General features: G+C 66.9%; 15 protein-coding genes and 1 pseudogene. 11 read left to right on the top strand and 5 right to left on the bottom strand.

Annotated features, from left to right (window positions below; all coding sequences use genetic code 11):
• A pseudogene (locus tag NYR58_RS08785) lies at positions 1-1,428 on the bottom strand (hypothetical protein); the annotation flags it as partial.
• Positions 1,429-1,678: 250 nt separating this feature from the next.
• On the opposite strand from NYR58_RS08785, the gene NYR58_RS08790 reads away from it, so the two are divergent.
• From NYR58_RS08790 to NYR58_RS08800, 3 genes are all read left to right on the top strand, one after another.
• Positions 1,679-2,032, top strand: a complete 354-nt coding sequence (locus NYR58_RS08790) for a histidine kinase (protein ID WP_261520165.1) — start codon at positions 1,679-1,681, stop codon at positions 2,030-2,032.
• Between the two features lie 111 nt (positions 2,033-2,143).
• On the top strand, positions 2,144-2,464 hold the full coding sequence (locus NYR58_RS08795) for a (2Fe-2S)-binding protein (RefSeq protein ID WP_261520166.1): 321 nt from the start codon (positions 2,144-2,146) through the stop codon (positions 2,462-2,464).
• Positions 2,465-2,524: 60 nt separating this feature from the next.
• Positions 2,525-3,553 carry an NAD(P)/FAD-dependent oxidoreductase gene (locus NYR58_RS08800; RefSeq protein ID WP_261520167.1) on the top strand — a complete coding sequence of 343 codons (1,029 nt, stop codon included), beginning with the start codon at positions 2,525-2,527 and terminating at the stop codon, positions 3,551-3,553.
• Between the two features lie 51 nt (positions 3,554-3,604).
• Here NYR58_RS08800 and NYR58_RS08805 read toward each other — a convergent pair whose 3' ends face one another.
• Positions 3,605-4,228 (bottom strand): DUF922 domain-containing Zn-dependent protease, encoded by a 624-nt coding sequence (locus NYR58_RS08805; protein WP_261520168.1) that lies wholly within the window; start codon positions 4,226-4,228, stop codon positions 3,605-3,607.
• 161 nt (positions 4,229-4,389) lie between these two features.
• Between NYR58_RS08805 and folP the strand changes: the two genes are divergently transcribed.
• From folP to folK, 3 genes are read left to right on the top strand one after another with little or no spacing between them, the layout of a single operon-like run.
• Entirely contained in the window at positions 4,390-5,241 is an 852-nt protein-coding gene (gene folP, locus NYR58_RS08810) for a dihydropteroate synthase (RefSeq protein WP_261520169.1), read from the top strand.
• Positions 5,241-5,600 (top strand): dihydroneopterin aldolase, encoded by a 360-nt coding sequence (folB, locus tag NYR58_RS08815; RefSeq protein ID WP_261520170.1) that lies wholly within the window; start codon positions 5,241-5,243, stop codon positions 5,598-5,600. Before folP ends, folB begins: the two co-directional genes overlap by 1 nt.
• A complete protein-coding gene (gene folK / locus NYR58_RS08820) occupies positions 5,584-6,102 on the top strand; it encodes a 2-amino-4-hydroxy-6-hydroxymethyldihydropteridine diphosphokinase (protein WP_261520171.1) in 519 nt (172 codons plus the stop codon). The genes folB and folK overlap by 17 nt, the downstream gene beginning before the upstream one ends.
• On the opposite strand, the gene NYR58_RS08825 is transcribed toward folK, so the two are convergent.
• The 3 genes from NYR58_RS08825 to NYR58_RS08835 form a co-directional block, all read right to left on the bottom strand.
• The gene (locus NYR58_RS08825) at positions 6,099-6,635 is read right to left on the bottom strand and encodes a hypothetical protein (protein ID WP_261520220.1); all 537 of its coding nucleotides are present in this window, start codon (positions 6,633-6,635) and stop codon (positions 6,099-6,101) included. The genes folK and NYR58_RS08825 overlap by 4 nt on opposite strands.
• A gap of 132 nt (positions 6,636-6,767) precedes the next feature.
• Positions 6,768-7,835, bottom strand: coding sequence for a YcjF family protein (locus tag NYR58_RS08830; protein ID WP_261520172.1), 1,068 nt, complete (start codon positions 7,833-7,835; stop codon positions 6,768-6,770).
• Positions 7,832-9,301 (bottom strand): YcjX family GTP-binding protein, encoded by a 1,470-nt coding sequence (locus NYR58_RS08835; RefSeq protein WP_261520173.1) that lies wholly within the window; start codon positions 9,299-9,301, stop codon positions 7,832-7,834. Before NYR58_RS08835 ends, NYR58_RS08830 begins: the two co-directional genes overlap by 4 nt.
• Positions 9,302-9,527: 226 nt before the next feature.
• On the opposite strand from NYR58_RS08835, the gene dksA reads away from it, so the two are divergent.
• The 5 genes from dksA to dnaE all read left to right on the top strand — a co-directional run bounded on the left by dksA (position 9,528) and on the right by dnaE (position 16,610).
• Complete coding sequence (gene dksA, locus NYR58_RS08840; protein ID WP_261520174.1) at positions 9,528-9,944, top strand: RNA polymerase-binding protein DksA; 417 nt, start codon at positions 9,528-9,530, stop codon at positions 9,942-9,944.
• Positions 9,945-10,137: 193 nt separating this feature from the next.
• Positions 10,138-11,091 (top strand): ABC transporter substrate-binding protein, encoded by a 954-nt coding sequence (locus NYR58_RS08845; RefSeq protein ID WP_261520175.1) that lies wholly within the window; start codon positions 10,138-10,140, stop codon positions 11,089-11,091.
• Between the two features lie 178 nt (positions 11,092-11,269).
• On the top strand, positions 11,270-12,154 hold the full coding sequence (locus tag NYR58_RS08850) for an ABC transporter permease (protein ID WP_261520176.1): 885 nt from the start codon (positions 11,270-11,272) through the stop codon (positions 12,152-12,154).
• Positions 12,151-12,948: an ABC transporter ATP-binding protein gene (locus NYR58_RS08855; protein WP_261520177.1), complete on the top strand. Its 798-nt coding sequence runs from the start codon at positions 12,151-12,153 to the stop codon at positions 12,946-12,948. The genes NYR58_RS08850 and NYR58_RS08855 overlap by 4 nt, the downstream gene beginning before the upstream one ends.
• 188 nt (positions 12,949-13,136) lie before the next feature.
• Positions 13,137-16,610 (top strand): DNA polymerase III subunit alpha, encoded by a 3,474-nt coding sequence (gene dnaE / locus NYR58_RS08860; protein ID WP_261520178.1) that lies wholly within the window; start codon positions 13,137-13,139, stop codon positions 16,608-16,610.
• Positions 16,611-16,706: the final 96 nt, after the last annotated feature.

Consider the following 16,706-nt stretch of genomic DNA (forward strand, 5'->3'; position numbering starts at 1 on the left):
CGAGGTGCCCAGCGCCTCGATGCGGCTGTCGAGCAGGGAGGAGAGGTTGTCGCCCGATTGCGCGATGCGCTGGGCAAGCGTCTCGGAGCGCTCGTTGAGCGCGCGGGTGACCGTTTCGCTGGAGGTCTCCATGCGGCGGATGAATTCCTCCGCCGAGGTGCCGAGCGCCTCGATGCGGCTGTCGAGCAGCAAGGAGAGGTTGTCGCCAGCGGAGGTGATGTGCCTGGCCAGCGTGTCGGCGCGCTCGTCCATTGCGGTGTAGATGGAGGTGCCCGTGCTGCTGATGCGTTCGACCAGGCTTTCGCCCGCCTGACCGAGCGACTGGGTGAGCCGCTGTGCCGCGCTGTCGACGCTGAGGCGGATCTGCTCGCCGGCCGAATCCAGCTCCTCCTTGAGGATTTCGTGGGCGCCGGTGATGGAGGCGCGCACGCGCTCGGCATGGCTGACGATGCCCTCGCGCTCGCTGCCCAGGCTGTCGACGAGCAGCCGGATGCGCGCCTCGTTCTCCGAATAGGCACGTTCCAGCTCGTTCACTTCCGTGTGCACCAGGGTTTCCAGCTCGACGGCGCGCGCCAGGGTGCGTTCGATGCCGTCGCCCATGGCCTGCACTTCGCGGCGCACGGCCTGTCCCACCTTCATCACCCTTTCCTGCGCCAGATTTTCCGGCTCCAGCAGGCGAGCGGCGACATCCGCCATCTGCTGCGCGGCAAGGCGCATCTCCTGAGCGCGGCGGATCATCACCGCGAAGCCCCAGAAGAGGATGACCGGCACCAGGGCGCCGACCACCAGGCCGATGGCCTGCGGCGAGGCGAGGAGTCCGCCGACCGAGCGGATTTCCCAGATGGAGGGTCCATAGAGGATGTTGCCGAGCACGGCTGCACCGCCGATCCACAGAAGGGAAAGGGCAGCGACAAGCCAGTAGATGGTGCGCGGGGCAGGCCGCTGGAAGCGCTGTCGCAGGCTGGCAGCGGCGTCCTGTCGGTCGTCGTTCGCAGGCGCGAAGGGCGGGGCGCTGGAGGCTGGCTGCGGCGTGACGGGACGCAGTGTCTCCTGATCCTGGTCGGGCTGCGGCTTGCGCGCCGTCTCGCGGGCCGCCGTGTCGCGCCCGCGCGCCTCGTCGGCCGCCTCCTTGGCACGTGGGGCAGGCGCGGCGTGTTCCGGCCCGCTGTGGGCCGGGTGGTCATTGTCGCGCCGGGACGCCACGGCGGGCTGCGCCTTCTCGACGCCGGCGGCACCGTTCTCCCCGTTTCCCTCGCGCGCCAACTCCTCGGCGGCAAGCGAAATCTGCGCTTCCAACTCTTCCATGGAGGCGGCGATGTCGAGATCGCCGTCGGCGGCCTTGAACTGTTCCGCGTCGAGCTCGAGCGCTGCCTCGAGCTCCTTCACGAAGCTGTCCTCGTCAGCCTTTGCTGCTGTATTCCGCGCCATACGCCGTCACCTGTACTCTTTTGGGCCGTTGCAAACCCGGGTTCACGCGGCCCACATGCCCCCACATCGCGCCAATCGTATCGTAATGACACGCCGATGCGATGGAAACACGTTTTTGGGCCAATGCCTACAAGTTTAAACATAAGGTTAACGCTGGGCTGGCCCGATTGTAAGCATTGTCGGGCCGGCATTAACATCTTGTGCACGCGCCTCGCCTATTCGCCGGGGCAGGAGAAAACGGGGAGGAGACATGCACGCCTGCAAACCGCATGAAGACGGCAGGGATATGGCGGGACAGCCATTGATCGACCGTGCACACCTTGCCAGGCAGGCCGGCGGCGATGCGGCGCTGGAGCGCGAGGTGCTGGAGCTGTTCGTCGCCCAGGTGGCGCATGCCGCTCAAGCGCTTGCCGGCGCCGACGCCGGCAAGCGGCGCGAGATCGCGCACAGTCTTGTCGGCACCGGGCGGGCCGTCGGCGCCTTCGTGCTGGCCGACTGCGCCGCCCGGCTGGAGGCCGCGCCGCAGGACGAGGCGCTGGCAGCGTGCCTTGTGCTTCTCATCGCGCGCACGCGGGCACAGGTGGCCGGAATGATCGCCCGCTAGGAGCCGCTGCGCGTCATTCGGTTGACACGTCGCGCGCAGTCATTATCTCGGCGGGAGCAAGAGTTTTCCGCGTCGCCAGCCGGCGGTAAGGATTCCCAGCAGGAAAGCCGAATGACAAAACTGACCTACATCGCCCCGGACGGTGCGACATTCGAGGTGGAGGCGGAAGACGGCTCCACGGTGATGGAGAATGCCGTGCGCCATGGTGTGCCGGGCATCGAGGCCGAATGCGGCGGCGCCTGCGCCTGCGCCACCTGCCACGTCTATGTGGACGAGGAATGGATGGATGCCGTGGGCCAACCGGAGGCGATGGAGGAAGATATGCTCGACTTCGCCTATGATGTGCGGCCCAATTCGCGCCTGTCCTGCCAGATCAGGGTGCGCGAGGATCTCGACGGGCTGGTGGTGCGTGTGCCCGAGCGCCAGGGCTAGGGGCTGCAAGGGCTGCCGCCTTGCCCGGCCGGCAATGCGAGGGTGGAAGGTGAGGTGGCCGTGAAGGAAGCGATCAGGACGGACGTGCTCATCGTCGGGGCGGGCCCCGTGGGCCTGTTCGCCGTCTTCGAGCTCGGCCTGCTCGACCTCAAATGCCATCTGATCGACATTCTCGACCGCCCCGGCGGCCAGTGCACCGAGCTCTATCCCGAAAAGCCGATCTACGACATCCCCGCCTGGCCCGTCATCTCCGGCCAGGAGCTGGTCGACCGGCTGATGGAGCAGATCCGACCCTTCGAGCCGCAGTTCACCTTCAATCGTATGGTTGCCGGCCTCGAACGCCTGCCGGAGGGCGGCTTTCGGGCAACCACGGATGAGGGCGAGGTCTTCGAGGCCAAGGTGGTGGTGATCGCCGCCGGCGGCGGCTCGTTCCAGCCCAAGCGCCCGCCCATCCCCGGCATCGAAGCCTATGAGGGCAAGAGCGTCTTCTATGCCGTTCGGCGCATGGAGGACTTTCGCGGCGAGGACCTTCTGATCGTCGGCGGCGGCGACTCGGCGCTCGACTGGACGCTCAACCTGCAGCCGCTGGCGCACCGCCTGACGCTCGTTCATCGCCGCGCCGAGTTCCGCGCCGCCCCCGACAGCGTCAACAGGATGCTGGCACTCAAGGAAGCCGGGAAGCTCGACTTCCGCATCGGCCAGGTAAAGGCCCTGGAAGGGGAGGACGGCATTCTGAGAGGCGCCGTGGTGAAGGGCCCCGAGGGAGATTTCGAGGTCGCCTGCACGCGGCTTCTTCCCTTCTTCGGGCTGACGATGAAGCTCGGCCCCATCGCCGACTGGGGGCTCAATCTCGACGAGAACCTGATCCCCGTGGACACCGAGAGGTTCGAGACCTCGCAGCCTGGCATCTTTGCCATCGGCGACATCAACCACTATCCCGGCAAGCTGAAGCTCATCCTTTCGGGCTTCCATGAGGCCGCGCTGATGGCGCAGGCGGCAAAGCGCATCGTGCATCCGCACGAGAAGGTGGTCTTTCAGTACACCACGTCCTCCACCAGCCTGCAGAGGAAGCTGGGCGTCACACGCTGAACCAGTGCCCGGGCGGGAAGGTGGCTTCCGCGGTCTGCCGCGTCCGCGGCCCTATCGGTAGTCCGGCAGCCTGCCCGCCTCGATCTGCTCCAGCCGGTAGCGCAGGAGCCGCAGGAAACGGCTCTCGAAATTGATGCTCTCGACACGGTCGAAATGCTCCTGCGCGGCATCGTGCTCGGCCAGCACACGCGCCGTCGTCTTTTCCACCTCCGCTGCCAGTACCGCGCAGCTTCTGCGCCGCGGCAGCGCCTTCAGCCGGTCTTCAAGCCGGCGCCCATGGTTCTTGGCGATGCTCAGATGGCTTTCCTCATGGCGCTTGATGTCGCGGGCGAGCGTGTCCCAAATGAGACGCACCTCCTTCTCGGCACGCCGGTACATGCGCCACCTGGGCAGTATGACTTCTGCCTTGACGAGGACGCGGGCGTCGGCGATGCGGCAATGCGTGCCGGAGTCGGCATAGTCCACCTGGGTGGTGAAGGCCATATTGGTGGCTCCCGGGTGTCTTTGTCCGGTGCTCTTCAGTTTGGGGCCGCGCTTTTCGAGCTGGCGCTCGATCTCGGGCAGGGTCAGCCCGCCGATGGAGAAGTAGCTGTAGCTCTTGGAAAGGGTGGCAGCACCGGCCTGAGGCACGGCCGCGGAAGAAAGCAGGAGGAGGACAAGGAGAATGCGTGACATGGGAACCTCCGCCCGGCACATTGCGCCAACTGTGGTGGAGGCGCAACGAAAAGCTGCGCATCGCCGGCCGCGAATCGTCCGGTCCACGCGAATGGCGATTGATTTTGCCGCACGGGCATCCGACAAGACGGGCCTTGGAGCGCAGACGGGATCCTGAGACGATGATCGAAACGCGGCATTGGCAGCTTGCCCATGGGCGCAGCCTGGAGCTCGGGCCGCAGGCGCGCATCATGGGCGTGCTGAACGTCACTCCCGACAGCTTTTCCGATGGCGGCCGCTACGTGGCGGTGGAAAGCGCGCTGGCCCGCGCCGAGGCCATGCTGGCTGAGGGCGCCGCGATCATCGACGTGGGCGGGGAATCCACGCGCCCCGGTGCCGAGCCCGTGGGTGAGGCCGAGGAGCAGGAGAGGGTTCTGCCCGTCATCGAAGCGCTGGCCGCGCATGGCGACGCGCTGATTTCCATCGACACCTATCGCGCCGCAACGGCCCGCCGCGCCGTGGAAGCCGGCGCGCACATCGTCAACGATGTTTGGGGCCTCCAGCGGGATTCGGCCATTGCGGAGATGGCGGCGGCGACGGGGGCGGGGCTGGTCGTGATGCACACCGGGCGTGAGCGCGAGAAGCTGGCGGATGTGATTGCCGACCAGCGCCTTTTCCTGCGCCGCTCGCTCGAAATCGCCCGTGCCGCTGGCGTGGCGGATGCCCAGATCGTGCTCGATCCCGGATTTGGCTTTGCCAAGGAGCCGGCGGAGAACGCGGCGCTGATGGCGCGCCTCGACGAACTTTCGGATCTGGGCTTTCCACTGGCCGTGGGCACCTCGCGCAAGCGGTTCATCGGCCACTACACCGGCCGCGAGGTGGACCGGCGGGCTGTCGCGACGGCGGCGACCAGCGCGCTCCTGCGGCTTAAGGGCGCGGCGATCTTCCGCGTTCACGACGTGGCTGAAAACCGGGACGCGCTGTGCATGGCCGATGCCATGCTGGCGGCCGGAAAGGAGCGGGAGGCCGTTTGATGTATGTCATCCGGATGAAGAACTGCGCTTTCTTCGCGCGCCATGGCGTTCACGACGAGGAGGAGACGCTGGGACAGCGCTTCTATGTGGATGCGGAGCTGGCCGTGGAGCCCGGCCGGCCTCTGGAAGAAGACTCGATCGAAGACACGGTGGATTACGGCGTGGCCTTCTCGGTGATCCAGGAGATCATTACCGGCAAGCGGCGTTTCCTGATCGAAGCGCTGGCGCTTGAGGTGGCCAAGGCCCTGACGCGGCGCTTCCCGCAGATCAAGCATGCCGCCATCACCATCCGGAAGCCGAATGCGCCGGTGCCCGGCGTACTCGATCATGTGGAGGTGACGGTTGATTGGCCCCAGTGACGTGCCTGCCTTTCTGGGGCTCGGCGGCAATATCGGCGAGCCCGCACGGGCGATGGCCGATGCGCTTGCCTTGCTGGACGCGGCTGCGGGGGTGGAGGTCGTCAGGGTTTCCGGCCTTTACCGCACGCCGCCCTGGGGCAAGGTGGACCAGCCGGACTTTCTAAACGCCGCTGCCGAGATACGCACGCGCCTTGCGCCCGAGGCGCTTCTGGAGCTGTGCCTCTCCACCGAGCGCGCCCTGAAGCGCGAGCGGCGCGAGCGCTGGGGACCAAGGCCGATCGATATCGACATCCTGCTCTTCGGCGACCGCCGGATCAGCATCGGCGGGCTGGAAATTCCGCACCCGCGCATGTTGGAACGCGCCTTCGTGCTGGTGCCCCTGGCCGAGATCGCACCGGATCTGGAGGTCGACGGGCTCACCGTCGCCGAGCATCTCGGCCGACTGGATGCCTCCGGCATCGTTGGCGCGAGCGCCGAGGGAAGCTGGTGGCGGCGGGGCTAATCCCTGGCCACAGCACCCACAGCCTGGGCGTCGAGGCGCCGCAGGGTGACGCCGATGACGGGAACCAGCTCCTCCTGCACGTGCACGGAAATGGTGACGTTCATGGTGTCCTTGCCGGTCATCTGGGCGCGCATGGCGCCGGTGAGCTTGTTGCGCTCGATGGCAAAGACGGCATAGCCGTCACGCACCGTACCGCCCACCACGTCGAGCCCCTTGCCCTCCGCCCCGTCGAGAAAGGTGCCGCGATAGCCGGAGGCCATGCGTTCCACCCTCGCCGACATCTCCTGGTTGAAGACGCCGACGCGACAGCCGCCGTCGAGGGCCATGCCGACTTTGCTCTCAGGCGTCGTTCCGGCAAAGTTGCAGACGAACTTGGTGCCCTTGTACTTGCCGGCGACGATCTCGCCGGGCCCCGACCAGTTGCCTTCCACCTGCTCGAAGAAGCGCTTCTCGCGCTCCGAGGCCGCGGCAGGCAGGAGCGCGCCGAGCGCCAGCAGGGTGGCAAGGGGGAGGAGGGCGAATTTGCGCGGCATCGCAGACATGGGAACCCTGATCATCAGCTTGCGGGAACAGGCACCGCCAGCATGGAGAGTTTTGGTTAACGCTTTGTCACTGCCCCTTCGCCAGCGCCACACTGCGCGACGCCGGCGTTTTTCGCAAGCCCCTCATTCGTTTGGGTTCCGTGGCGTCTGCCCGGCCTTCGAGGCGAATTGCGTCAGCGCCTTGAGAAAGTCGCCGAGGCCCGGCCGCTCCACGGCGCGAAAGGCGAGGGGGCGGATGGCGGCCATCGCCGCGATACCGATTCGCGCCGTCAGCATGCCGTTGACCACGCCTTCGCCGAGCTTTGCCGAAAGGCGCGCGGCGAGGCCGTGCCCCACCAGCTGCTGCACGAAAGCCTCGCCCGCCGCCATTGAGCCGGTAACGGCGAGATGGGCGAGCACGCTGCGTGACAGGCGCAGAAATCCCAGGAAACCGGGCCGCCCGCAATAAAGCTCCGAGAGGCGGCGCACGAGGCGGGTTGCCTCGAACAGCACATAGGCGACATCGACGAGCGCCCGCGGGCTGACGGCGGTGACCACGGACACGCGCTTGGCCGCATCCAGCACCAGCTTGCGCGCGCGTACGTCGAGCGGGGCCAGAAGCTCCCTTTCCGCGATGTTCAGCAGATCGCGGCCGTCGATGACGTCGCCTTCCAGCTCCGCGAGGGCGCGCCGGCCGGCCGCCGTGTCGGGGTGGCTGGCAAAGAGCGCGGCAAGCTGGGCGACCACGGCGCGCGCGTCCCGCGTGTCGTCGCTCTCATAAGCCCGTTCGGCGCGCTGGCGAAGGCGCTCCACCGAGGCGAGGCGGGCAAGGGCGGCCAACTCACGCACAAGAATGGCAAGCAATGCCAAAGCGGCCAGCACCGCCAGACCGAGGGCCAGCCAGCCCAGCCAGTCCGCGCGCGCAAACAGGTCGCGAACGAGCCGATCGGTCCACAGCCCGACGGCCAGGGATACGAGCAGGCCGAAAGCCGCGATGAAGATGGTGCCGAGCCGCGAGCGCCGGCGCGGCGCCGTGGCGGGCCCCGGGGCAGCCGCGGCAGGCTCCAGCGCGTCGAACACGTCGGCGTCTGCCGGCGTTATGGTGACGGCATCCACCTTCACCGCCTGTGGCTTGCGCGCGCTGTCCTGGCGCGGCTCGCGCTGCGGCGGTTCCTCGGGGCTGACGGGAAAGGCGGCGGGGCGGCGGCTCATGCGAGTTGGTCTCCCAGGAGAAACTGGAGGGCACGGTCGAGACGGATGTGCGGCAGGGAAAGCGAGACGCCTTCCGCCGTGCGCTCCAGCTTCGGCGGGCGGAAGCGCACGAAGCGGATCGTCGGCTCCCCCTGTGCCGGCGTTGCCGCGTTCCTGCGCAGGAGGGCGGTCGGATTCTCGGGAAGGTCCCCCGGAAACACAGCGGTCTCCGTCTCGCCGTCGAAGGTCTGGCCGTCGATCGTCTCGCCGGCAAGCGGTGTGCCGATGATGACCGGCAGCGTCTCGCCCTCGTGGCGGGCCGTGCCCTCGCGCGTGGCGCGCACCGCGGCCATCGCCACCACGTCCACCGTGGCGCCGGAGAAGTCGGCGCGCGCGATGGCGCGGTCGGCCAGCCTGCGCACGATGGCCTGCAACCTGTCATGGCTTTCGTGGTGGATATGGTCGGCCTTGGTCGCGGCGATCAGGATGCGGTCGATGCGCCGCGCCACGAGGTCGGTGAGGAGATTGCCGCGACCCGGCCGAAAACAGGCCAGGATCTCCGTCAGCGCCCGCTCCAGATCGCTCACCGCAGCCGTGCCGGCGTTGATGGCCTGCATGGCATCGACCAGCACGATCTGCCGGTCGAGCCTGGCGATGTGCTCTCGGAAGAAGGGTTTCACGACGTGCGTCTTGTACGCCTCGTAGCGCCGCTCCATCATCGCCTGCATGGAGCCGGGGCGCGGCCGCCCGGTCCGCAGGCGCATGAGCGGCGCGAAGGTGAGGGCGGGCGAGCCCTCCATGTCGCCGGGCATCAGGAAGCGTCCGGGCGGCAGTGTGGACAGCGCCCGCGAATCGTCCTTGCAGGCGGCAAGATAGGCCCTGAAGCCGTCGAACAGGCGCTGCGCCAACATCTCGTCGGCTTCGGCATCCGGGTCTATGCCGGCGGCAAGTGCGCGCCAGGCGCCGGAAGCCTCCTTACGCGCGGGAAGCTCGGCCAGCTCCAGCGCCTCGCGGCTGAAAGTCTCATAGCTCTTTCCTAGGAGGGGCAGGTCGAGCAGCCATTCGCCGGGATAGTCGACGATGTCGATGGACAGGCGTCCGCGCGAGAACATGCGCCCCCAGGCAGAGGCCGATTCGTACTCGACCGTCAGCCGAAGCTCGGAGATGGCCCGCGTGGAGGCCGGCCAGACCCGCCGCTCCACGAGAGCGGCAACGTGCTCTTCGTACTGGAAGCGCGGCACCGCATCGTCCGGCTGGTGCTCCAGATAGGCCTTGGCGATGCGGCCGGAGGACTGTGCCTCGAACAGCGGCAGGCGGCCGCCATGCACCAGATTGTGCACCAGCGCGGATATGAAAACGGTTTTGCCGGCGCGCGAAAGGCCGGTGACGCCGAGCCGCACCGACGGCGACCACAGGCCCGAGGCGCGGTCGGCAACGGTGTCGAGAGCGATACGGGCTTCGTCGGCCAGGGTGGTCAGCGATGGCAAGGGCGTCCCCGATTCGTTGAAGGTCCCAAGCATATAGGCGACGGGATGCGGCGATGAAATGGCAGCCGCCGCGATGCCCGGCCGTGCCGCTTCACGCGCTTTTCCTTGGCGGTCAGCGGGATAGGCGGTCACCACTGACAATTGTGTTATCACAAACCGGTTTGCGCTTGTCGCCGCGCGCACACCCGCATATATAGGCGCCGCTGGCAACAGTGGGGTGTGAGCGATGACCGAAATTGTCGATGCCGACTATGTCCCCTCCGAGGACGAGCCCTTCATGAACGAGCGCCAGCGGGCCTACTTCCGCAACAAGCTTCTGAAGTGGAAGAACGAGATCCTGAAGGAAGCGCGCGAAACGCTGGAGGCCCTGCAGCGCGAGAGCGCCAACCATCCCGACCTGGCCGATCGGGCATCCTCCGAGACCGACCGTGCCATTGAGCTGCGCGCACGCGACCGGCAACGTAAGCTGATCGCGAAGATCGACGCCGCATTGCAGCGCCTCGACGAAGGCACCTATGGCTATTGCGAGGAGACGGGAGAGCCGATCTCGCTCAAGCGGCTCGACGCCCGTCCCATCGCCACGCTTTCCATCGAGGCGCAAGAGCGCCACGAGCGGCGCGAGAAGGTCTACCGCGACGATTAGAACAGCCAGGCGGCTGTCTGCCGCCCGGGCTGGTTCCGCATCCCAATTCGGCAAGCTTCATCAGATTGACATCTTCCGGCAAGTCGCCAAAAGTTGGCGGCCATTGCAGCGCGGCTGCCGGCGCCGGTGGATCGCGGCGAAGGGGCGGTTCGCCTGTCGGGATTTCAGGCAATTTCCACCGAGGGAGACACCCATGCGAAAACTACTTCTCATCGCCGCGGCGGGCCTCGCCATGGCGACGGCGGCCTCGGCCCAGACGGTCAAGGTCTCCGTGACGGCCATCGTCGAACATCCGGCGCTTGACGCGGTGCGCGATGGCGTGCGCGACGGGCTGGCCGACGCGGGCTACAAGGAGGGCGAGAATCTGCAATTCGTCTACGAGTCCGCGCAGGGCAACCCGGCCACGGCGGCGCAGATCGCCCGCGAATTCGTGGGCAGCGCGCCGGACGTGATCGTGCCCATTTCCACGCCGTCGGCACAGGCGGTGGCAGCGGCCACGCGCGACATCCCGGTGGTTTTCTCGGCCGTGACCGACCCGCTGGCCGCGGGCCTGGTGGAATCGAACGAGAAGCCGGGCGGCAACGTCACCGGTGTGTCGGATCTGACGCCCGTTGCCGACCATGTGGCGCTCATCATGGAACTGGCGCCCTCGGCGAAGAGCGTCGGTTTCGTCTACAATCCGGGCGAGGCGAACTCCGTGGCTCTCCTCGAGCATTTCCGCAACGCGGCCGAGGAGGCAGGACTTTCGGTGGTCGAGGCGGCCGCCAACAAGTCGGCCGACGTGCAGGCCGCAGGGCGCAGCCTGGTCGGCAAGGCCGATGCCATGTACGTGCCCACCGACAACACCGTGGTCTCCGCCCTGGAGGCCCTGATTTCCGTTGCGGAAGAGAACGACCTGCCGCTGGTCTCCGGCGACACGGATTCGGTGGAGCGCGGCACGCTCGCCTCCATCGGCTTCGACTACTATCAGCTCGGCAGGCAGACGGCCGACGTCGTGGTGCGCGTGCTGAAGGGCGAGGCGCCGGGTGACATTCCCGTCACCTTTGCCAGCGGCACGGATCTGGTGGTCAACCGCAAGGCTGCCGAGGCCATGGGCGTGACGCTGCCCGAGGGCTTGGTGGAGCGCGCTTCGAAGGTGATCGAGTAGAAGATTGAGGCCGGGGCCCTCGCGCAAGCAGGGCCCCGCCGTCCTGCCGGCGCGGCCGGAAGCCCGGACTTTTCATCCCGATTGCCTTCGCCTTCCAATTTTTTCCTTGCACTTCACCCCGCTTCGCGCCACCGGAGGGCGCAATCGTGAAGGATTCACCGCGGAGCGTTTCGATACAATGTCTGCCATCGCTTTCTGGGGCGCCGTCGAGCTCGGACTGATCTACGGCTTTGTGGCGCTCGGCGTCTTTCTGGCCTTCCGTGTGCTCGATTTTCCAGATCTTACGGTCGATGGCTCCTTTCCGCTGGGGGCGGCGGCCGCGGCGGTGGCCATCACCGCCGGCTGGGACCCGTGGCTTGCCTGTCTGCTTGCCGCCGTGGGCGGTGCGCTGTGCGGGCTCGTGACGGCGTTTCTGAATGTCCGCTTCGGCATATTGAACCTGCTTGCCTCGATCTTGACCATGATCGCGCTGTTTTCCGTCAATCTGCGCATCATGGGGCGGCCAAACATGGCCGTGCTGAACCGCGAGACGGTGGTAACACCCTTCTACGACCTGGGGCTGCCGGACCACCTCGTGCGGCCGGCTGTGCTTGCCGTTCTCGTGTTGGCAACGGTGCTGCTCCTGGCCCGTTTCCTGGCCAGCGATTTCGGCCTGGCCATGCGCGCGGCCGGCGCCAATGCCCGCATGGCACAGGCCAATGGCGTGAATGTCGGCCGGCAGATCTATTGCGGTATGGCGCTTTCCAATGCGCTGACCGGGCTGGGCGGCGCCCTGTTCGCCCAGATCGCCGGCTTTGCCGATGTGACGTCCGGCGTGGGCACCATCGTGGTGGGCCTGGCGGCGGTGATCGTCGGTGAAACGCTGTTTCGTACCCGCATCATGCTGGTGGCGCTTCTGTCCGTCGTCATCGGCTCCGTCGTCTACCGCATCGCCGTGCAGCTTGCGCTTTCGGCAGACCTGCTCTTCCTCAAGGCTTCCGATCTGAACCTTGTCACCGCCGTTCTGGTAACGCTGGCGCTGATCCTGCCGAAGCTGCGGGCGCGCAGAAAGGCTGTCCAATGATCTCCGTCCAGGATCTGCACGTCACCTTCAATCCCGGCACGCCGCTCGAGCGGCGCGCCGTCAACGGCATCGACCTGACGCTCCAGGAAGGCGAGTTCGCCACGGTGATCGGTTCCAATGGTGCTGGCAAGTCGACCCTGCTGGCGGCGATCGCCGGTGACGTCGCGGTGGAGCGCGGGCGGATCGAAATCGGTGGGCGTGACGTCACGCGTCAGGCGCCGGCAAGGCGTGCGGCGCGGGTAGCGCGCGTCTTTCAGGACCCGCTCGCCGGCTCCTGTGCTGCGCTTTCCATCGAGGAAAACCTGGCGCTGGCGGCAATGCGCGGTGCAAGGCGGGGCCTTGCTTCCGCCCTCAACGCCGGTCGCCGGGCACTGCTGCGCGAGCGGGTGGCCGAGCTCGGCCTTAACCTCGAAGACCGTATGGGCGACCGCATGGGCCTGCTGTCGGGCGGGCAGCGCCAGGCGCTGGCGCTCGTCATGGCCACGCTCGCCGGCGCGGAGGTCCTGCTGCTTGACGAGCACACGGCGGCCCTCGACCCCGGCATGGCGGAGTTCGTGGTCGAGCTCACGCAGCGGCTGGTGAAGGCCCACGGACTGACGACGCTGATGGTGACTCACTCCATGCGGCAGGCGCTGGACCTCGGCACGCGCACTGTCATGCTCCATGAAGGCCGCATCGTGCTCGACATCACGGGCGAGCGGCGCAGCAGTATGGATGTGGACGATCTCGTGGCCATGTTCCGCAAGGTACGTGGCGGCGAGGAGCTTGACGACGACTCGTTGCGGATCGGCTGACGCGGCCGGCGCCGGGCGATTTCCGGTGCCTGTCGGGCCTGCACGGGCAGACTCCTGTGGCCAAGGTTCCGGCAGACTCGACCCGTCAGGCTCGATCCTGAACAATGGGTGCGATACGCACTGAGTCCGAAAGCCCGGGAACCGACATGGCAAGCGACAGGCCATCGCATGACCCGCTGAAGAAAGAAATGGCGCGCCGGAAGACACGCCCTGCGCGGCCCTTCATTCACCTGCGGGTGCATTCGGCCTATTCCCTGCTGGAGGGCGCGCTGCCGCTTTCCAGGATCATCGGCCATGCCGTAGCGGACGAGGCGCCGGCCATTGCCGTCACCGACACCAACAATCTGTTCGGCGCGCTGGAGTTTGCCCAGAAGGCGGCGAAGGAGGGGGTGCAGCCCATCATCGGCTGCCAGCTTGCCGTGGCCTTCGCCGATGCCCTGTCCGAGGCGCGCCGTGGCAGCCACGCCCGGAGGGCGCAACCCGAGCATGAGCCGCTGGTGCTCCTTGCCGCGACGGAGGAAGGATATGCCAATCTGGTGCGGCTCGTCAGCCGCGCCTATCTGGACAACGAGGCGGGTGCCGCCCCGCACGTATCCGCAGCCTGGCTTGCGGAGCTCGCCGAGGGCATCCTGTGCCTGACAGGCGGCCCGCGCGGGCCCGTGGGCGCGGCCCTGAAGGCCGACCGGCCCGAGGTGGCCGCCTCGCGGCTGCAATATCTCAGGGAGATCTACGACAGCCGTCTGTATGTCGAGATCGAGCGTCTGGCGGGCTACGACCGCGCGCTGGAGGCGGCGACGGTGGACCTCGCCTATCGCCACGATCTGCCGCTGGTGGCGACCAATGAAGCCTTCTTTCCCGCGCGCGAGGACTTCGATGCCCATGACGCGCTGATCGCCATTGCGGAAGGCGCGGTCATCGCCATGGACGACCGTCGCCGGCTCACGCCCGACAATTACCTTCGGTCGCAGGCCGAGATGGCGGCGCTTTTCGACGACCTGCCGGAAGCCATCGACAACACGGTCGAAATCGCGCTGCGCTGCTCCTACTATCCGAAGACCCGTAAGCCCATCCTGCCGCGTTTCACTGGCAGCGCGCAGGACGCGGAGGCCGCGGAAACGGCGGAGGCGCAGGAGCTGCGCCGGCAGGCCCACGAAGGGCTTGAGAAGCGGCTGGCCACTCAGGGACCTGCGAAGGGGCACAGCCGCGAGGACTACGTCGCGCGCCTGGAACACGAGCTTGGCATCATCGAGCGCATGAAGTTCCCCGGCTACTTCCTGATCGTTGCCGACTTCATCAAATGGGCCAAGGCGCACGACATTCCCGTGGGGCCCGGGCGCGGATCGGGCGCGGGCTCGCTGGTGGCCTATGCGCTGACCATCACCGACATCGACCCGCTGCGCTTTTCGCTGCTGTTCGAGCGTTTCCTGAACCCGGATCGCGTCTCGATGCCGGATTTCGACATCGACTTCTGCCAGGAGCGGCGCGATGAGGTGATCCGCTACGTCCAGGAGAAATATGGCCGCGACCAGGTGGCGCAGATCATCACCTTCGGAACGTTGCAGGCGCGCGCCGTGCTGCGCGATGTCGGCCGCGTGCTGCAGATGCCCTATGGGCAGGTGGACCGCCTGTGCAAGATGGTGCCCTCCAATCCGGCCAACCCGACACCGCTGAAGAAGGCCATCGAGGACGAGCCGCGCTTTGCCGAGGAGGTGGAGAAGGAACCGATCGTCGGGCAGCTTCTGGAAATCGCCCAGAAGCTCGAAGGGCTCTACAGGCACGCCTCGACCCATGCGGCGGGCATCGTCATCGGCGACCGGCCGCTGTCCGAGCTGGTGCCCATGTATCGCGATCCGCGCTCGGATATGCCAGTCACCCAGTTCAACATGAAATGGGTGGAACAGGCCGGTCTGGTGAAGTTCGACTTTCTCGGCCTGAAGACGCTGACCGTGCTGGAGAAGGCGGTGCAGCTCATCCGCCGCCGCGGCATCGAGATCGACCTTTCGAGCATCCCTTACGACGACCCTGAAACCTATGCGATGCTGTCGCGCGGCGAGACGGTGGGCATCTTTCAGGTGGAAAGCGCGGGCATGCGCAAGGCGCTGATCGGCATGCAGCCCGACCGCATCGAGGACATCATCGCCCTGGTGGCGCTCTACCGCCCCGGCCCGATGGAGAACATCCCCACCTACAACGCCCGCAAGCACGGGCAGGAGGAAATCGCCTCCATCCATCCCAAGATCGACCACCTGCTGAAGGAGACCCAGGGCGTCATCGTCTATCAGGAGCAGGTGATGCAGATCGCCCAGGAGCTTTCCGGCTATACGCTCGGCGAAGCCGATCTTCTGCGCCGCGCCATGGGCAAGAAGATCCGCTCCGAGATGGACAAGCAGCGCGTGCGCTTCGTGGAGGGCGCGGTGGAGCGCGGGCTGCAGAAGCCGCAGGCCGATTTCATCTTCGACCTTCTGGCCAAGTTTGCCGACTACGGGTTCAACAAGTCGCATGCCGCGGCCTATGCCGTGGTCTCCTATCAGACGGCCTATCTGAAGGCGCATTACCCGGTGGAGTTTCTGGCCGCGTCCATGACCTACGACATGGCCAACACCGACAAGCTCAACGACTTCCGCCGCGATGCCATGCGGCTCGGCATCGAGGTGGTGTCGCCCTCGGTGATGACGAGCTTTCGCGATTTCGAGGTGGGCGAGAACCGCATCTACTATTCGCTGGCCGCTATCAAGGGCGTGGGCGAGGCGGCGGTCGAGCATATCGTCGAGAAGCGCAAGGAGAAGCCTTTCGAGAGCCTGGAAGATTTCTGCGCCCGCGTCGACCCGCGCATCGTCGGCAAGCGCGTGCTCGAAAGCCTCATCTGCGCCGGCGCGCTCGACTGTTTCGGCCATGATCGGGCGGCGCTGTTTGCCGGCGTGGATCGGCTGATGGGCATGGCCGCACGCGCGGCGGAGGATGCGGCGATGGGGCAGGGCGACATCTTCGGGACGGCGCTCGAACCGCAGAAGCTGCACCTGCCGGCCGTCGACCCGTGGCTGCCGGCGGAAAAGCTGCATCGCGAGTTTCAGGCCGTCGGCTGCTATCTCTCCGCCCATCCGCTCGACGACTATCTGCCGACGCTGGAGAAGATGCGCGTGCAAAGCTGGGCTGCCTTCCAGGCCGCCGTCAAGCACGGCGCGACCGCCGGGCGACTGGCCGGCACCGTGACGGCCAAGCAGGAGCGCAAGACGCGTACCGGCAACAAGATGGGCATCGTCCAGCTTTCCGATGCCACCGGCCAGTATGAGGCCGTTCTGTTTTCCGAGACGTTGGCCCAGTACCGCGATCTTCTGGAGCCGGGAAACTCGGTCGTCATCACCGTTTCGGCGGAAGACAGGCCGGAGGGCGTGAACCTGCGCATCCAGACCGTCCAGTCGCTGGAGGAGGAGGCCAGCCGCATGCAGAAGGCGCTGCGCGTCTATCTGCGCGACGCGGCGCCCGTCGGTGCCATCTCCTCCCAGCTCAGCAGCCGTGGAGAGGGGCAGGTGAGTCTCATCGTCATCAAGGAGGGCGGCCAAGGCGAAATCGAGATCGGCTTGCCCGAGCGCTATCGCATCTCCCCGCAACTTGCCGCCGCCATGCGCGCCGTTCCGGGCGTGGTGGATGTCGAGCTGGTTTAGGCACCCGTCTCAAGACAGAAAACGCCCGGCCGCAAAGGGTGTTTCTCCGCGCCTCGGCGCTTGAAGACACCCATTCTCACCCCGTCCTGATCCGCT

It is taken from the genome of Chelativorans intermedius (genome assembly GCF_025398255.1).
Classification (GTDB): domain Bacteria; phylum Pseudomonadota; class Alphaproteobacteria; order Rhizobiales; family Rhizobiaceae; genus Chelativorans; species Chelativorans intermedius.

What these genes read in the sequence shown, in the direction of transcription:
- NYR58_RS08790 (WP_261520165.1), top strand. Translation starts at nt 1,679, where the DNA reads ATGCACGCCTGCAAACCGCATGAAGACGGCAGGGATATGGCGGGACAG.
- NYR58_RS08795 (WP_261520166.1), top strand. Translation starts at nt 2,144, where the DNA reads ATGACAAAACTGACCTACATCGCCCCGGACGGTGCGACATTCGAGGTG.
- folP (WP_261520169.1), top strand. Translation starts at nt 4,390, where the DNA reads ATGATCGAAACGCGGCATTGGCAGCTTGCCCATGGGCGCAGCCTGGAG.
- dksA (WP_261520174.1), top strand. Translation starts at nt 9,528, where the DNA reads ATGACCGAAATTGTCGATGCCGACTATGTCCCCTCCGAGGACGAGCCC.
- NYR58_RS08845 (WP_261520175.1), top strand. Translation starts at nt 10,138, where the DNA reads ATGCGAAAACTACTTCTCATCGCCGCGGCGGGCCTCGCCATGGCGACG.
- NYR58_RS08830 (WP_261520172.1), bottom strand. Translation starts at nt 7,835, where the DNA reads ATGAGCCGCCGCCCCGCCGCCTTTCCCGTCAGCCCCGAGGAACCGCCG.
- NYR58_RS08850 (WP_261520176.1), top strand. Translation starts at nt 11,270, where the DNA reads ATGTCTGCCATCGCTTTCTGGGGCGCCGTCGAGCTCGGACTGATCTAC.
- NYR58_RS08825 (WP_261520220.1), bottom strand. Translation starts at nt 6,635, where the DNA reads ATGCCGCGCAAATTCGCCCTCCTCCCCCTTGCCACCCTGCTGGCGCTC.
- NYR58_RS08855 (WP_261520177.1), top strand. Translation starts at nt 12,151, where the DNA reads ATGATCTCCGTCCAGGATCTGCACGTCACCTTCAATCCCGGCACGCCG.
- NYR58_RS08805 (WP_261520168.1), bottom strand. Translation starts at nt 4,228, where the DNA reads ATGTCACGCATTCTCCTTGTCCTCCTCCTGCTTTCTTCCGCGGCCGTG.
- folB (WP_261520170.1), top strand. Translation starts at nt 5,241, where the DNA reads ATGTATGTCATCCGGATGAAGAACTGCGCTTTCTTCGCGCGCCATGGC.
- dnaE (WP_261520178.1), top strand. Translation starts at nt 13,137, where the DNA reads ATGGCGCGCCGGAAGACACGCCCTGCGCGGCCCTTCATTCACCTGCGG.